This window comes from Klebsiella sp. CN_Kp091 (assembly GCF_040065095.1).
In the GTDB taxonomy this organism is placed as follows: Bacteria; Pseudomonadota; Gammaproteobacteria; order Enterobacterales; family Enterobacteriaceae; genus Klebsiella; species Klebsiella aerogenes.
Window position 1 is genome coordinate 129,890 of sequence record NZ_JBEAIO010000006.1, and the last position, 15,182, is coordinate 145,071.

A 15,182-nucleotide genomic window follows, 5' to 3' on the forward strand; every position below is an offset into this window, starting at 1 on the left:
ATATCACATCACTTTCGCTCATTACGATGATTAGTCGCATTATGTTACATAAAAATACGCTTCTTTGCGCTGGACTTAGCGCCGCTTTTTTGTTCGCTCATGCCCCGGTGGCTCATGCTGCCGTCGTCGCTTCCATGAAACCCCTTGGCTTTATCGCTTCCGCTATCGCCGATGGCGTAACGGATACCCAGGTTTTGCTACCTGACGGTGCTTCCGAGCATGATTATTCCCTGCGCCCATCTGATGTAAAACGCTTACAGAACGCAGACTTAGTGGTGTGGATTGGTCCAGAAATGGAAGCATTCATGGACAAGTCAACGCAAAGCATTGCGGAGCAGAAAAAGGTCACTATCGCGCAGTTGGATGGGGTGAAACCGTTGCTCATCAAAGGGACGGATGATGACGATGACGAACATGGTCACGAACATGCTAATGGCGAAAAAAGTGACGGCGATCACCATCACGGCATTTACAATATGCATCTGTGGCTCTCCCCAGAGATAGCGCGGCTCTCAGCGGTTGCAATCCACGATAAATTATTGGAACTTATGCCGCAGAGTCGAGCCAAACTTGACGCCAACCTGAAGGAATTTGAGGCAAAATTAGCCGCAACCGACAAACAGGTGAGTAACGAGCTGGCGCCGGTGAAAGGTAAGGGGTATTTCGTTTTTCATGACGCCTATGGCTACTACGAAAAACATTACGGTTTGACCTCATTGGGGCATTTTACCGTCAACCCTGAAATCCAGCCTGGTGCGCAGCGTTTACACGAAATAAGAACACAGTTGGTTGAGCAAAAAGCGACTTGCGTTTTTGCTGAGCCACAATTCAGGCCAGCGGTTATCGAAGCTGTTGCCAGGGGGACCTCCGTGCGCATGGGAACCCTGGATCCACTTGGAATCGGAATTAAACTGGGTAAAGACAGTTACCCACAGTTCCTGAGCCAGTTGGGGCATCAGTATTCAAGCTGCCTGAAAGGAGATTAACGAGGAAGTGAATACGTGCAACAGATAGCCCGCGCTGTCACTCAGGCATTCAACAACTTGCCGCGACCTCATCGCGTTATGCTGGGGTCGTTGAGCGTTCTAACATTAGCGGTCGCCGTCTGGCGGCCCTACATCTACCACCCGGAATCAGCCCCGATAGTCAGAACGATTGAGCTGGAAAAAAGCGAAATCCGCTCTTTGTTGCCGGAAGCTTCCGAACCCATCGATCAGGCGCCGCAGGAAGAAGAAGCTATCCCGCAGGACGAGCTCGACGATAAATCCGATAGCGACTCCGGCGGCCATGAATATGTGGTTTCCACGGGCGATACGCTGAGCAGTATTCTTAATCAGTACGGTATTGATATGGGCGACATCGCTCAACTCTCCTCTGCTGATAAAGAGCTGCGTAATCTTAAAATCGGACAACAGCTCTCCTGGACGCTAACCGCCGATGGCGATCTACAAAGCCTGACGTGGGAGATGTCGCGCCGCGAGACGCGTACCTATAATCGCGTCGCCAATGGCTTTAAAATGAGCAGCGAGCTGCAGAAAGGGGATTGGGTCAACAACGTCCTGAAAGGCACCGTTGGCGCCAGCTTCGTCTCCAGCGCTCGTGATGCTGGCCTCACCAGTACGGAAATCAGCGCGGTCATCAAAGCGATGCAGTGGCAGATGGACTTCCGTAAGCTGAAAAAAGGCGATGAATTCTCGGTTCTGATGTCGCGTGAAATGCTGGATGGCAAGCGCGAGCAGAGCCAGCTGTTAGGTGTGCGTTTACGTTCCGATGGCAAAGACTATTACGCGATCCGTGCCGAAGATGGCAAATTCTACGATCGCAACGGTACGGGTCTGGCGAAGGGCTTCCTGCGCTTCCCGACCTCGCGTCAGTTCCGCGTGTCGTCCAACTTCAACCCGCGTCGCCTGAATCCGGTGACCGGTCGCGTTGCGCCACATCGCGGCGTTGACTTCGCTATGCCGCAGGGCACGCCGGTGCTTTCCGTCGGCGATGGTGAAGTGGTGGTGGCGAAACGCAGCGGCGCGGCAGGCTACTATGTTGCCGTGCGTCATGGCCGCACCTATACCACCCGTTATATGCACCTGCGTAAGCTGCTGGTGAAACCGGGGCAGAAAGTGAAACGCGGCGACCGTATCGCGCTGTCGGGCAATACCGGGCGTTCTACTGGCCCGCACCTGCACTATGAAGTCTGGATCAACCAGCAGGCGGTTAACCCGCTGACGGCAAAACTGCCGCGTACCGAAGGTTTAACCGGTTCCGACCGTACCGATTACCTGGCGCAGGCCAAAGAGGTTATCCCGCAGCTGCGCTTTGATTAGTCTGAATAATCTCTCCAGAAAGCCGGCGCCCGCTATGCGCCGGCTTTTTCTTTTGTGCGATGAGTAACGTATCGCTAAACTAAGCCATTATCTTTATTGATTGAGCAGACCTTCTGCGGACCGGGCATGGAAACGAAAAAAAATAACATTGAATTTATCCCCAAATTTGAGAAATCTTTTTTACTGCCGCGCTACTGGGGCGCGTGGCTGGGCGTTTTCGCCTTCGCCGGAATCGCGCTGACGCCTCCCTCTTTCCGCGACCCCATTCTCGGCAAACTGGGGCGTTTTGTAGGCCGTCTGGCAAAAAGCTCCCGCCGTCGGGCGCAGATTAACCTGCTGTACTGCTTCCCGGAAAAAAGCGAACAAGAGCGTGAAGCTATCATTGATGCGATGTATATGTCGGCTCCGCAGGCAATGGTGATGATGGCCGAACTCGGCATGCGCGATCCGCAGCGCGTGATGTCCCGCGTTGACTGGCAGGGGAAAGAGATCATTGACGAGATGCGCCGTAATAATGAAAAGGTCATCTTTTTAGTGCCGCACGCCTGGGGCGTGGATATTCCGGCGATGCTGATGGCTTCAGGCGGGCAAAAAATGGCGGCGATGTTCCATAACCAGGGAAATCCGGTCTTTGATTACGTCTGGAACACCGTACGCCGTCGTTTTGGCGGGCGCATGCACGCGCGTAACGATGGTATCAAGCCGTTTATTCAATCGGTGCGCCAGGGCTACTGGGGCTATTATCTGCCCGACCAGGATCATGGCGCTGAGCATAGCGAATTTGTCGATTTCTTTGCGACTTACAAAGCGACGCTCCCGGCGATTGGCCGTCTGATGAAAGTCTGCCGTGCGCGCGTAGTGCCGCTGTTCCCGGTGTATGACGGTAAAACGCATCGTCTGACGGTACTGGTACGCCCGCCGATGGACGATCTGCTGGAAGCCGATGACACGACGATTGCGCGTCGTATGAACGAAGAGGTTGAGATTTTCGTCAGGCCGCACACCGAACAGTATACCTGGATCCTGAAACTGCTGAAGACGCGTAAGCCGGGCGAAACTGAGCCTTATAAGCGCAAAGAACTGTTTCCGAAGAAGTAAGCTGTATGCTGCGCTGAGCAGGGCTATGGCGCCTGCATTTACCAGAATAACAAGCATAAAAAAGCCTCCGTAAGGAGGCTTTCCCATCACTGAAGGCGATTACTCGACGGTCAGAATACGGGTGGTGTTGGTGCTGCCAATGGTGCTCATCACGTCGCCCTGGGTGACGACCACCAGGTCGCCGGAGACCAGATAGCCTTTATCACGCAGCAGGTTAACCGCATCGTGCGCGGCGGCAACGCCGTCGTTATGGCTATCGAAATGCACCGGCGTCACGCCACGATAGAGCGCCGTCAGGTTCAGGGTGCGCTCGTGACGGGAGAGGGCGAAAATCGGCAGGCCGGAACTGATACGCGAAGTCATCAGCGCGGTGCGGCCGGACTCGGTCATGGTGATAATCGCGGTAATGCCTTTCAGGTGGTTGGCCGCATACATCGCCGACATGGCAATCGCTTCTTCGACATTGTCGAACTGGACGTCAAGACGGTGTTTGGAAACGTTGAGACTTGGGATCTTCTCTGCGCCCAGGCACACGCGCGCCATCGCGGCGACGGTTTCTGACGGATACTGGCCGGCAGCGGTTTCTGCGGACAGCATTACGGCATCGGTACCGTCCAGCACGGCGTTCGCCACGTCCATGACTTCCGCACGGGTCGGCATTGGATTGGTGATCATCGATTCCATCATCTGCGTGGCGGTGATGACCGAGCGGTTAAGCTGGCGAGCGCGGCGAATCAGCGCCTTCTGGATACCCACCAGTTCCGGATCGCCGATTTCCACACCGAGATCGCCGCGAGCCACCATCACCACGTCGGAGGCGAGAATAACGTCGTCCATGGCATCCTGATCGCAGACCGCTTCCGCACGTTCGACTTTGGCGACGATTTTCGCATCGCAGCCAGCGTCACGGGCCAGACGGCGAGCGTAGTTCAGGTCTTCGCCGCAACGCGGGAAGGAGACCGCCAGGTAATCAACGCCAATTTTTGCGGCGGTAACGATGTCGGCTTTGTCTTTATCGGTTAATGCTTCTGCAGACAGCCCGCCGCCGAGTTTGTTGATACCTTTATTGTTAGATAGCGGGCCACCAACGGTAACTTCGGTGAAAACTTTCATCCCCTGTACTTCCAGGACCTTCAGCTGCACGCGACCATCGTCGAGCAGCAGGATATCGCCTGGCACGACGTCCGCCGGCAGGCCTTTATAGTCGATGCCGACTTTTTCTTTATCGCCTTCACCTTTACCCAGGTTGGCGTCGAGCAGGAATTTGTCGCCAATGTTAAGGAAAATTTTGCCTTCTTTGAAGGTAGAGACGCGGATTTTCGGCCCCTGCAGGTCGCCGAGAATCGCTACGTGACGGCCCAGTTTTGCTGCAATTTCACGGACCTTGTCTGCGCGGAGCTGGTGATCTTCCGGGGTACCGTGAGAGAAGTTCATGCGTACGACGTTAGCGCCCGCGGCGATAACCTTTTCGAGGTTGTTATCGCGGTCAGTTGCCGGACCTAAGGTCGTTACGATTTTGGTTCTGCGAAGCCTTCTGGACATGTAATACTCCGTTGACTAAAACAACTTTGGTGTTGCGTGAACATGGATTCGGTAGCGCCAAATCCGCTAACGGGCGGAACTGCTACGCTGCCGAGACATAATTGGTCTCTGACTTATAATGACTATTATTGTTTATCACTACTCATGAGTAGTTCTTTATCAAAGCGCGATTCCTTCAGCGCTTCCTTGACCCTCTTCAAGTTATCTCTGAATTTTGCTCCGCGGCGCAGGGTGAAGCCGGTCGCCAGCACATCAATTACCGTGAGCTGGGCCAGACGCGACACCATTGGCATATAAATATCGGTGTCTTCCGGGACGTCCAGAGTAATGGCCAGCGTCGACTCCCGCGCCAGCGGGGTGCCGGCTGAAGTAATGGCAATGACCATGGCATCGTTTTCACGCGCCAGCTGCGCCAGTTCAACCAGGCTTTTGGTGCGCCCGGTGTGTGAAATGATGACCACCACGTCATCATCGTTACAATTCATACAGCTCATGCGCTGCAGGACAATATCGTCGGAGTAGATGACCGGGACGTTAAAACGGAAAAATTTATTCATCGCGTCATGCGCGACGGCGGCTGAAGACCCCAGGCCGAAGAAGGAAATTTTCTTCGCCTGGGTAAGCAGATCCACTGCCCGGTTGACCGCCGACATATCCAGCGCGTGATGCACCTGATCGAGGCTGGCCATTGCTGATTCGAAAATTTTCGCCGTATAGGATTCGACGCTGTCGTCTTCATCGACATTACGGTTAACATAGAGGGTACCGTGTGCCAGACTTTGTGCCAGATGCAGTTTAAAATCGGGGAAGCCCCGGGTTTCCAGGCTGCGACAAAATCGGTTTACGGTCGGCTCGCTGACGCCGGCTTCCAGCGCCAGGGCCGCAATGCTTGAGTGAATGGCCTGCGCCGGGGTGGCAAGAATGACTTCCGCCACTTTGCGTTCAGATTTGCTAAGGTTTTCCAGTCGGGACTGGATTTTTTCCAGCATGTTCATTGTTTACAGGCGCTCATCAATGGAAACGATTTCATTAATGGGTGAAATCATCAGGCGTTTTAGCAAGAATATACCCCTCCGCAATCAGAAGCGGTGAGGAATGACGAGAAAAAATGTCGTTTTTTTTCATTACATGATCAGAGTCGTATTTTACTAACTGAAAACCAGACGAAACAACGAACATTCTTAGCCTGATGCCCAATTTGTCGGCGAACGCTTTTCCTCTATGTGCGGTAACGTCGGGAAAGCACCGCCAAGGGTTTCAGGAAATTCGTAAACACAGTACAGTGCAGCGTAAGAAAATTACAAATTTAGCCTGGCATAAGCACCAGACTATCAACTGAGGAGAATGACATGGCGGTAACGCAAACGGCCCAGGCATGCGATCTGGTCATTTTCGGCGCGAAAGGTGACCTCGCGCGCCGTAAACTGTTGCCTTCCCTGTATCAGCTTGAAAAGGCTGGCCAGATTAACCCTGAAACCCGCATCATCGGCGTAGGTCGCGCCGATTGGGATAAAGACGCTTACACTAAAGTCGTGCGTGAAGCGTTAGAAACCTTCATGAAAGAGAAAATCGACGAAGGTCTATGGGATACCCTGAGCGGTCGTCTGGACTTCTGTAACCTTGATGTCAACGATACCAGCGGTTTTACGCGTCTGGGCGAAATGCTGGATCAGGAAAACCGCGTCACCATTAACTACTTCGCGATGCCGCCCAGCACATTCGGCGCTATCTGCAAAGGTCTGGGCGAAGCGAAGCTGAATGCCAAGCCCGCGCGGGTGGTGATGGAAAAACCGCTCGGAACCTCGCTGGAAACCTCGCGTGAAATCAATGACCAGGTGGGTGAGTATTTCGAAGAGTGCCAGGTTTACCGTATCGACCATTACCTGGGCAAAGAGACGGTACTGAACCTGTTGGCGCTGCGCTTTGCTAACTCCTTGTTCGTCAATAACTGGGACTGCCGCACCATTGACCACGTTGAAATCACCGTGGCGGAAGAAGTGGGTATTGAAGGCCGCTGGGGTTATTTCGATCAAGCCGGGCAGATGCGCGACATGATCCAGAACCATCTGCTGCAGATCCTGTGCATGATCGCCATGTCGCCGCCGTCCGATCTGACTGCCGACAGCATCCGCGATGAAAAAGTGAAAGTGCTGAAATCGCTGCGCCGTATCGATCGCTCGAACGTGCGTGAGAAAACCGTCCGCGGTCAGTACACCGCCGGGTTTGCGCAAGGCAAAAAAGTACCGGGCTATCTGGAAGAAGAGGGCGCTAACAAATCCAGTAATACGGAGACCTTTGTGGCCATCCGCGTGGATATCGATAACTGGCGCTGGGCTGGGGTTCCGTTTTACCTGCGTACCGGTAAACGCCTGCCGACGAAATGCTCCGAAGTGGTGGTTTACTTCAAAACTCCGGAACTGAACCTGTTCAAAGAGACCTGGCAGGAGCTGCCGCAGAACAAATTGACCATTCGTCTGCAGCCGGATGAAGGTGTTGATATTCAGGTGCTTAACAAAGTTCCAGGCCTCGATCACAAGCATAATCTGCAGATCACCAAGCTGGATCTGAGCTACTCCGAAACCTTCAATCAAACTCACCTGGCGGATGCCTACGAACGCCTGCTGTTGGAAACCATGCGCGGTATCCAGGCGCTGTTCGTGCGTCGCGATGAAGTAGAAGAAGCGTGGAAGTGGGTAGACTCCATAACCGGCGCATGGGCGGCCGACGGCGACGCGCCGAAGCCTTATCAGGCAGGGACCTGGGGCCCGGTGGCGTCGGTGGCGATGATCACCCGCGATGGCCGTTCCTGGAACGAATTCGAGTAAGTGTATCGTTAATCCGGGAGAGTTATTTTACCGGTAACATGATCTGGCGCAGTCTGGCGCATAATTTTTAATCTTTTAAGCCCCGGGAGGATTCACCCCCGGGGCTTTTTTTATTACACTGCTCGTAGACATTTTGCCCCTGAGCCCCAGTGGTGGTGCCATTTACACCATTCTTCGACGTCATCGCGCGGTGGCCGGACAGATAAATTTTGAGGAGCCTCTATGAATTCGACAATGTTACGGGTAACAAATCGCATTATCGAACGGTCGCGCGAAACCCGCTCAGCCTACCTCGCACGGATTAATCAAGCCAAAAGCGATACCGTCCATCGTTCACAGTTGGCCTGCGGCAACCTGGCGCACGGTTTTGCCGCCTGTCAGTCAGAAGATAAAGCGTCGCTGAAGAGCATGTTGCGCAACAACATCGCTATTATCACCTCCTATAACGATATGTTGTCCGCTCACCAGCCTTATGAACATTATCCGGATATCATCCGTAAAGCCTTGCACTCCGCCAATGCGGTAGGGCAAGTGGCTGGTGGCGTGCCGGCAATGTGTGACGGCGTGACGCAGGGCCAGGATGGCATGGAGCTGTCGCTGCTGAGCCGCGAAGTGATTGCCATGTCTGCCGCCATCGGCCTGTCGCACAATATGTTCGATGGCGCGTTGTATCTTGGCGTATGCGATAAAATTGTTCCCGGACTGACCATGGCGGCGCTCTCCTTCGGCCATCTGCCGTCGGTGTTTATTCCGTCTGGTCCGATGGCCAGCGGCCTGCCGAACAAAGAAAAAGTGCGCATTCGTCAGCTGTACGCCGAAGGTAAAGTTGACCGTATGGCGCTGCTTGAATCCGAAGCCGCCTCTTATCATGCCCCGGGCACCTGTACCTTCTACGGTACCGCCAACACCAACCAGATGGTGGTTGAGTTTATGGGCATGCAGCTGCCAGGTTCCTCGTTTGTTCATCCGGACGCCCCGTTGCGCGAAGCGCTGACCAGCGCCGCAGCTCGTCAGGTGACGCGCATGACCGGCAACGGCAATGAGTGGATGCCGCTGGGTAAAATGATTGACGAAAAAGTGGTGGTCAACGGTATCGTTGCGCTGCTGGCGACCGGCGGCTCCACCAACCACACGATGCATCTGGTGGCAATGGCGCGCGCGGCGGGCATTATCATTAACTGGGATGATTTCTCCGATCTTTCCGATGTGGTGCCGCTGCTGGCGCGTCTGTATCCAAACGGTCCGGCGGACATTAACCACTTCCAGGCGGCAGGCGGCGTGCCGGTACTGGTTCGCGAGCTGCTGAAAGGCGGATTGCTGCACGAAGATGTCAACACGGTTGCCGGCTTCGGGCTGTCGCGTTACACCATGGAACCATGGCTGAATAACGGCGAACTGGACTGGCGTGAAGGGGCGACCGCGCCGCTTGACGATCAGGTCATCGCTACCTTCGAGAAACCGTTCTCCCGCCATGGCGGTACCAAAGTGCTGAGCGGTAACCTCGGTCGTGCGGTAATGAAAACCTCCGCAGTGCCGGTTGAGAACCAGATTATCGAAGCGCCAGCGGTCGTCTTTGAGAGCCAGCACGACGTGCTACCCGCGTTTGAAGCGGGGCTGCTGGATAAAGATTGCGTAGTCGTCGTACGCCATCAGGGGCCGAAAGCGAACGGCATGCCAGAATTACATAAACTTATGCCTCCACTTGGTGTATTATTGGACCGCCGTTTCAAAATTGCGCTGGTCACCGATGGCCGACTTTCCGGCGCATCAGGCAAGGTACCGTCAGCCATCCATGTAACTCCTGAAGCCTACGATGGCGGGCTGCTGGCGAAAGTGCGCGATGGCGACATCATTCGCGTTAACGGGCAGACCGGCGAGTTGACCCTGCTGGTCGATGAAGCCGAATTGGCCGCCCGCCAGCCGCATATTCCTGACCTGAGCAGCTCGCGGGTCGGTACCGGCCGCGAGATGTTCGGCGCGCTGCGCGAGAAGCTCTCCGGAGCCGAGCAGGGCGCAACCTGCATTACTTTTTAAGACGATTCGATTTGTAGATCTGGCGAGAGAAAACTCTGATGAAAAACTGGAAAACAACTGCAGAAGCAATCCTGACTAACGGCCCGGTCGTACCGGTTATCGTGGTGAAAAAGCTGGAACACGCGGTGCCGATGGCGAAAGCGCTGGTTGCAGGCGGTGTACGCGTTCTGGAAGTCACGCTGCGCACCGAGTGCGCGCTGGAAGCTATCCGCGCTATCGCCAAAGAAGTGCCGGAGGCGATTGTCGGCGCCGGCACCGTGACCAACGTTGAGCAACTGAAAGCCGTTACTGAAGCAGGCGCGCAGTTCGCTATTAGCCCGGGCCTGACCGAATCCCTGCTGAAAGCGGCGACCGGCGAAGGCACTATCCCGCTGATCCCGGGTATTAGCACCGTATCCGAGCTGATGCTGGGCATGCAGTATGGCCTGAAAGAGTTCAAATTCTTCCCGGCGGAAGCGAACGGCGGCGTGAAAGCGCTGCAGGCGATTGCGGGTCCATTCGGCCACATTCGTTTTTGCCCGACCGGCGGCATCTCTCCGGCGAATTACCGCGACTATCTGGCGCTTAACAGCGTGCTGTGCATCGGCGGCTCCTGGCTGGTTCCAGCCGACGCGCTGGAAAATGGCGACTACGATCGCATCACCAAACTGGCCCGCGAAGCGGTAGAAGGCGCGAAATAATTTCTGCGCCTTAAATGACAGAAGCCCGGCGCGCGTGAGCGACCGGGCTTTTTTTATCCCTTCACGACAACCGCGGCGGCGGCGGTTTTGGCGCGGCTGATGGCTTCATCGACGTTATCAGCAACCGCCAGCGTAACGCCCAGGCGACGCGCGCCGGCGATTTCCGGTTTACCGAACAGGCGCAACTGCAGACCCGCGCCGACGGCGGCCTGCAGATTGCTAAAGGTCACGTTCTCACTGGTTAGCTGCGGCAAAATCACCGCCGATGCCGCCGGGCCATACTGGCGGATGGCGCCGATCGGCAGGCCAAGGAAGGCGCGAACGTGCAGGGCGAATTCCGATAGATCCTGCGAGATCAGAGTGACCATACCGGTATCGTGTGGGCGAGGGGAGACTTCGCTGAAGATCACCTCATCGCCGCAAACGAACAATTCAACGCCGAAGAGCCCATATCCACCCAGCGCCAGCACCACTTTGCGGGCGATCTCCTGCGCGCGTTGCAGCGCGAGATCGCTCATCTGTTGGGGCTGCCAGGATTCACGGTAGTCGCCATCTTCCTGACGATGGCCTACCGGGGCGCAAAAGTGGACGCTGTCGACGGCGCTGACGGTGAGCAGCGTAATTTCAAAATCAAAATTTACCACTCCTTCGACGATGACGCGTCCGGCGCCTGCGCGCCCGCCCTGTTGAGCGTATTGCCAGGCGGCGCTGAGCTGCTCAGCCGAGCGGATAAAGCTTTGGCCTTTACCCGAGGAGCTCATCACCGGCTTAACGATACAAGGCAGACCAATTTCGGCGACGGCAGCGCGGAAGCCTTCTTCACTGTCGGCAAAACGATAGGCAGAGGTGGGGATCAGCAGTTCTTCTGCCGCCAGCCGGCGAATGCCTTCACGATTCATGGTGAGTTTCGCGGCTCTCGCCGTCGGCACCACTGTTTGCCCGGCTTGTTCCAGTTCAACCAGAGTGTCGGTAGCAATGGCTTCGATCTCCGGCACGATATAATCCGGTTTTTCTAAGGCGATCAGTTCACGCAGCGCGTCGCCGTGCAGCATGTTGATGACGTGAGAACGATGGGCCACCTGCATCGCCGGCGCATCGGGATAGCGGTCGACGGCGATGGTTTCAATACCCAACCGCTGGCATTCAATGGCGACTTCTTTTCCGAGCTCGCCGGAACCTAACAACATTACCTTCGTGGCCGCGGGGCGCAGCGCGGTACCTAATAAAGTCATAACCTACTCTCAGCGTAAACAGAACATGGCGCGCATTATAAACGAAAACGTTTGCGTCTGTCTTTATACGCGTAAGTTGAGAACGGCGGCGAAATTTGATATACTGTATATAAATACAGTATAAAGAGGCTGCACAATGGCGGTTGAAATCAAATACGTCGTGATCCGTGAAGGTGAGGAAAAAATGTCTTTTGCCAGCAAAAAAGAGGCCGATGCTTACGACAAAATGCTCGATTTGGCAGAGGTGCTCAATGACTGGCTGGTCGCGTGCCCGCTGGAATTAGATGAAGCTCAGCGTGACAATATGTCGATGTGGCTGGCCGAGCGCAAAGACGCCTTACACCACATTCTGAAGTCAGGGAAATTGCCGGAAGCAGAAGATCATGCTGAGGCGGCGGCAGAAATGCCGGAGTCGGCAATTGCCGAGGCTGAGTCCTCTTCCGCCGAAGAAGGCGCCGCAAAAAAACCGCGGAAAGTGAAAGCTGCCTGATAACCGGGCGCAACGGAAATTTTCGCATCTTTAGCCAGCCATAACATTTCCTGACGTCTCGTCGTTTAGGCTGATGGCATCGCATCTCGCGCTATGAGGAATGTTATGGCTAACTGGCTTAATCAACTTCAGTCCCTGCTGGGCCAGCAGGGTAACCCCGTCTCCGCTGAAAAGTCGTCATCCGCTAAAAACCTGCTGCCCGGCGCATTGGGCGGTCTTGCGGGCTTATTGGTCGCCAGCAAGTCATCGCGCAAGCTGCTGGCGAAATATGGCACCGGCGCGCTGCTGGTTGGCGGCGGCGCGGTGGCAGGCAGCGTGCTGTGGAATAAGTATCAGCAAAAAATGCGCGGCCAGCAGGCGGATATCGTGACACAGACATCAACAGCGCCTGCCCAGGAACCGGTTGCGCTTGATGCGCGCAGCGAGCGGCTGATTACCGCGCTAGTCTTTGCCGCCAAAAGCGACGGTCATATTGACGAGCGTGAACGTCAGCATATAGAAGAGCAGTTGCGCGCGGCGAACATCGACGTGCAAGGCCGGGTGTTGATCGACAGGGTTTTAACCCAGCCGCTCGACCCGCAGCGGCTGGCGCAAAGCGTGCGCGATGGGCAAGAAGCGCTGGAAATCTACTACCTCAGCTGCGCGGTAATTGATATTGACCATTTTATGGAGCGCAGCTATCTGGATGCGCTCGGCGATGCGCTCAAGCTGCCTGAGGACGTTCGTCAGGAGATAGAACGCGATGTTCAGGCGCAAAAGCAGGCGCTTGATTCTTAAAAGAGAGCGTTTCGCTTGCATCGCTGGCCACTTTTGCCACCCTTATAGACACGACATCGTTCAGGGCGCTCGGCGCCCTGAGTGATTTTGTGATTCCATAATAAGACGCAGAAGAATAACGCATGCTACCGAAAGCCAAACGGATCCCCCACGCCATGACGCTACATGGCGACACTCGCATCGATAACTACTACTGGCTACGCGATGACGAACGCGCGCGCCCGGAAGTGCTGGAGTATCTCCATCAGGAAAATGACTACGGCAAAAAGGTGATGGATTCACAAAGCAGCCTGCAGGAGCGGGTGCTGAAGGAAATCATCGATCGCATTCCGCAGCGGGAGGTCTCCGCACCTTATAGCAAAAATGGCTACCGCTATCGTCAGGTCTATGAACCCGGCTGTGAATACGCGATTTACCAACGTCAGTCAGTGCTCAAAGAAGAGTGGGATGAATGGGAGATTTTGCTCGACGCCAACCAGCGGGCGGCGAAAAGCGAATTCTACACTCTCGGCGGATTAGGCGTCGCGCCGAACAACCAGCTGATGGCGGTGGCGGAAGATTACCTTTCACGGCGTCAGTACGGCTTACGTTTTAAGGATCTGAACAGCGGCGAATGGTCGGCTGAAATCCTGGAAAACGTCACGCCAGGATTCGCCTGGAGCAACGACTCGCGCTTCTTGTGGTATGTGCGCAAACATCCGACGACGCTGCTGCCTTATCAGGTCTGGCGACATGCCGTTGGCACCACCGCAGATAACGATGTCCTGGTCTACGAAGAGAAAGACGACACGTTTTACGTCAGCGTGCATAAGACTACCTCCCAGCAGTTTGTGGTGATTTATCTTGCCAGCGCCACCACCAGCGAAGTGTTATTACTTAACCCGGAGCTTCCCGATGCGGAGCCGGTGTGTTTTTTGCCACGACGTAAGGATCATGAATATAGCCTCGATCATTATCAGCACGCGTTTTATCTGCGTTCTAATCGCGAGGGTAAAAACTTCGGGCTTTACCGCACCGTGCTCCGCGACGAAGACCAGTGGCAGACGCTGATCCCGGCGCGTCCCGATGTGATGCTCGAAGGTTTTACTCTATTCACCGACTGGCTGGTGGTCGAGGAGCGTCAGCGGGGCTTGACCAGCCTGCGGCAGATCAACCGTAAAACGCGGGAAGTGGTTGGCATTGCCTTTGACGATCCAGCTTACGTCACCTGGCTTGCCTATAATCCCGAACCGGAAACGTCAAGGCTGCGCTACGGTTATTCATCGATGACCACCCCGGATACGCTATTTGAGCTGGATATGGATACCGGCGAGCGGCGGGTTATCAAGCAACAGGAAGTGCAGGGCTTTGACGCCGCCTGTTATCGCAGCGAACACCTGTGGGTGAAAGCGCGTGACGGCGTGGAGGTGCCGGTATCGCTGGTTTATCACCGCGAACACTTTCGTAAAGGGGCCAACCCGCTACTGGTGTACGGCTATGGCTCTTACGGCGCCAGCATGGACGCCGATTTTAGCGCCAGCCGTCTGAGCCTACTGGATCGCGGTTTTGTCTTTGCAATAGCCCATATTCGCGGCGGCGGCGAACTTGGTCAGCAGTGGTATGAAGACGGCAAATTCCTCAACAAAAAGAATACCTTTAACGATTATCTGGACGTCTGCGATGCGCTGCTGGCGCAGGGATATGGCGACCCTAAATTATGTTATGGCATGGGCGGCAGCGCCGGCGGCATGCTGATGGGCGTGGCGATTAACCAACGACCGGAGTTGTTCCATGGCGTAGTGGCGCAGGTGCCGTTTGTTGACGTACTGACCACCATGCTCGACGAATCTATTCCGCTCACTACCGGTGAGTTTGAGGAGTGGGGAAACCCGCAGGACGAAACCTATTATCACTATATGAAGAGCTATAGCCCCTATGATGGCGTATCTGCCCAGGCTTATCCGCATATGCTAGTGACCACCGGGCTGCATGATTCGCAGGTGCAATATTGGGAGCCCGCGAAGTGGGTGGCGAAGCTACGCGAGCTGAAAACCGACGACAATCTGCTGCTGCTATGTACCGATATGGATTCCGGGCATGGCGGCAAGTCGGGACGGTTTAAAAGCTACGAGGGCGTGGCATTGGAATACGCCTTTTTAATCGCCCTCGCGCAGGGGACTTTGCCCGGCAAGGTGGAAGTGTAG

General features: G+C 55.3%; 11 protein-coding genes and 1 pseudogene. 9 read left to right on the forward strand and 3 right to left on the reverse strand.

Features of this window, described 5'->3' with window-relative positions:
• The first annotated feature begins 41 nt into the window (after window positions 1-41).
• The 3 genes from znuA (at window position 42) to lpxM (ending at window position 3,419) form a co-directional block, all read left to right on the forward strand.
• The gene (gene znuA / locus ABLV17_RS06965; protein WP_087860665.1) at window positions 42-986 is read left to right on the forward strand and encodes a zinc ABC transporter substrate-binding protein ZnuA; all 945 of its coding nucleotides are present in this window, start codon (window positions 42-44) and stop codon (window positions 984-986) included.
• A gap of 15 nt (window positions 987-1,001) precedes the next feature.
• Entirely contained in the window at window positions 1,002-2,321 is a 1,320-nt protein-coding gene (mepM, locus tag ABLV17_RS06970) for a murein DD-endopeptidase MepM (RefSeq protein ID WP_045376156.1), read from the forward strand.
• Window positions 2,322-2,447: 126 nt separating this feature from the next.
• Window positions 2,448-3,419 (forward strand): lauroyl-Kdo(2)-lipid IV(A) myristoyltransferase, encoded by a 972-nt coding sequence (lpxM, locus tag ABLV17_RS06975; protein ID WP_045376153.1) that lies wholly within the window; start codon window positions 2,448-2,450, stop codon window positions 3,417-3,419.
• A gap of 99 nt (window positions 3,420-3,518) precedes the next feature.
• Here lpxM and pyk read toward each other — a convergent pair whose 3' ends face one another.
• Complete coding sequence (gene pyk, locus ABLV17_RS06980) at window positions 3,519-4,961, reverse strand: pyruvate kinase (protein WP_015365996.1); 1,443 nt, start codon at window positions 4,959-4,961, stop codon at window positions 3,519-3,521.
• Window positions 4,962-5,086: 125 nt separating this feature from the next.
• A pseudogene (locus tag ABLV17_RS06985) lies at window positions 5,087-5,991 on the reverse strand (MurR/RpiR family transcriptional regulator).
• A 319-nt stretch (window positions 5,992-6,310) separates the two neighbouring features.
• Here ABLV17_RS06985 and zwf point away from each other — a divergent pair.
• The 3 genes from zwf to ABLV17_RS07000 all read left to right on the forward strand — a co-directional run bounded on the left by zwf (window position 6,311) and on the right by ABLV17_RS07000 (window position 10,500).
• Window positions 6,311-7,786: a glucose-6-phosphate dehydrogenase gene (gene zwf / locus ABLV17_RS06990; RefSeq protein ID WP_045390321.1), complete on the forward strand. Its 1,476-nt coding sequence runs from the start codon at window positions 6,311-6,313 to the stop codon at window positions 7,784-7,786.
• A 222-nt stretch (window positions 7,787-8,008) separates the two neighbouring features.
• On the forward strand, window positions 8,009-9,820 hold the full coding sequence (gene edd / locus ABLV17_RS06995; protein ID WP_087860541.1) for a phosphogluconate dehydratase: 1,812 nt from the start codon (window positions 8,009-8,011) through the stop codon (window positions 9,818-9,820).
• A gap of 38 nt (window positions 9,821-9,858) precedes the next feature.
• Window positions 9,859-10,500, forward strand: coding sequence for a bifunctional 4-hydroxy-2-oxoglutarate aldolase/2-dehydro-3-deoxy-phosphogluconate aldolase (locus tag ABLV17_RS07000; protein ID WP_015366001.1), 642 nt, complete (start codon window positions 9,859-9,861; stop codon window positions 10,498-10,500).
• Between the two features lie 53 nt (window positions 10,501-10,553).
• Here ABLV17_RS07000 and purT read toward each other — a convergent pair whose 3' ends face one another.
• Window positions 10,554-11,732 (reverse strand): formate-dependent phosphoribosylglycinamide formyltransferase, encoded by a 1,179-nt coding sequence (gene purT, locus ABLV17_RS07005; RefSeq protein WP_308958957.1) that lies wholly within the window; start codon window positions 11,730-11,732, stop codon window positions 10,554-10,556.
• A 136-nt stretch (window positions 11,733-11,868) separates the two neighbouring features.
• Between purT and ABLV17_RS07010 the strand changes: the two genes are divergently transcribed.
• The 3 genes from ABLV17_RS07010 (at window position 11,869) to ptrB (ending at window position 15,182) form a co-directional block, all read left to right on the forward strand.
• The gene (locus tag ABLV17_RS07010) at window positions 11,869-12,222 is read left to right on the forward strand and encodes a YebG family protein (RefSeq protein WP_087860543.1); all 354 of its coding nucleotides are present in this window, start codon (window positions 11,869-11,871) and stop codon (window positions 12,220-12,222) included.
• A 105-nt stretch (window positions 12,223-12,327) separates the two neighbouring features.
• A complete protein-coding gene (locus ABLV17_RS07015) occupies window positions 12,328-12,999 on the forward strand; it encodes a DUF533 domain-containing protein (protein WP_087860544.1) in 672 nt (223 codons plus the stop codon).
• A 122-nt stretch (window positions 13,000-13,121) separates the two neighbouring features.
• A complete protein-coding gene (gene ptrB, locus ABLV17_RS07020) occupies window positions 13,122-15,182 on the forward strand; it encodes an oligopeptidase B (RefSeq protein WP_087860545.1) in 2,061 nt (686 codons plus the stop codon).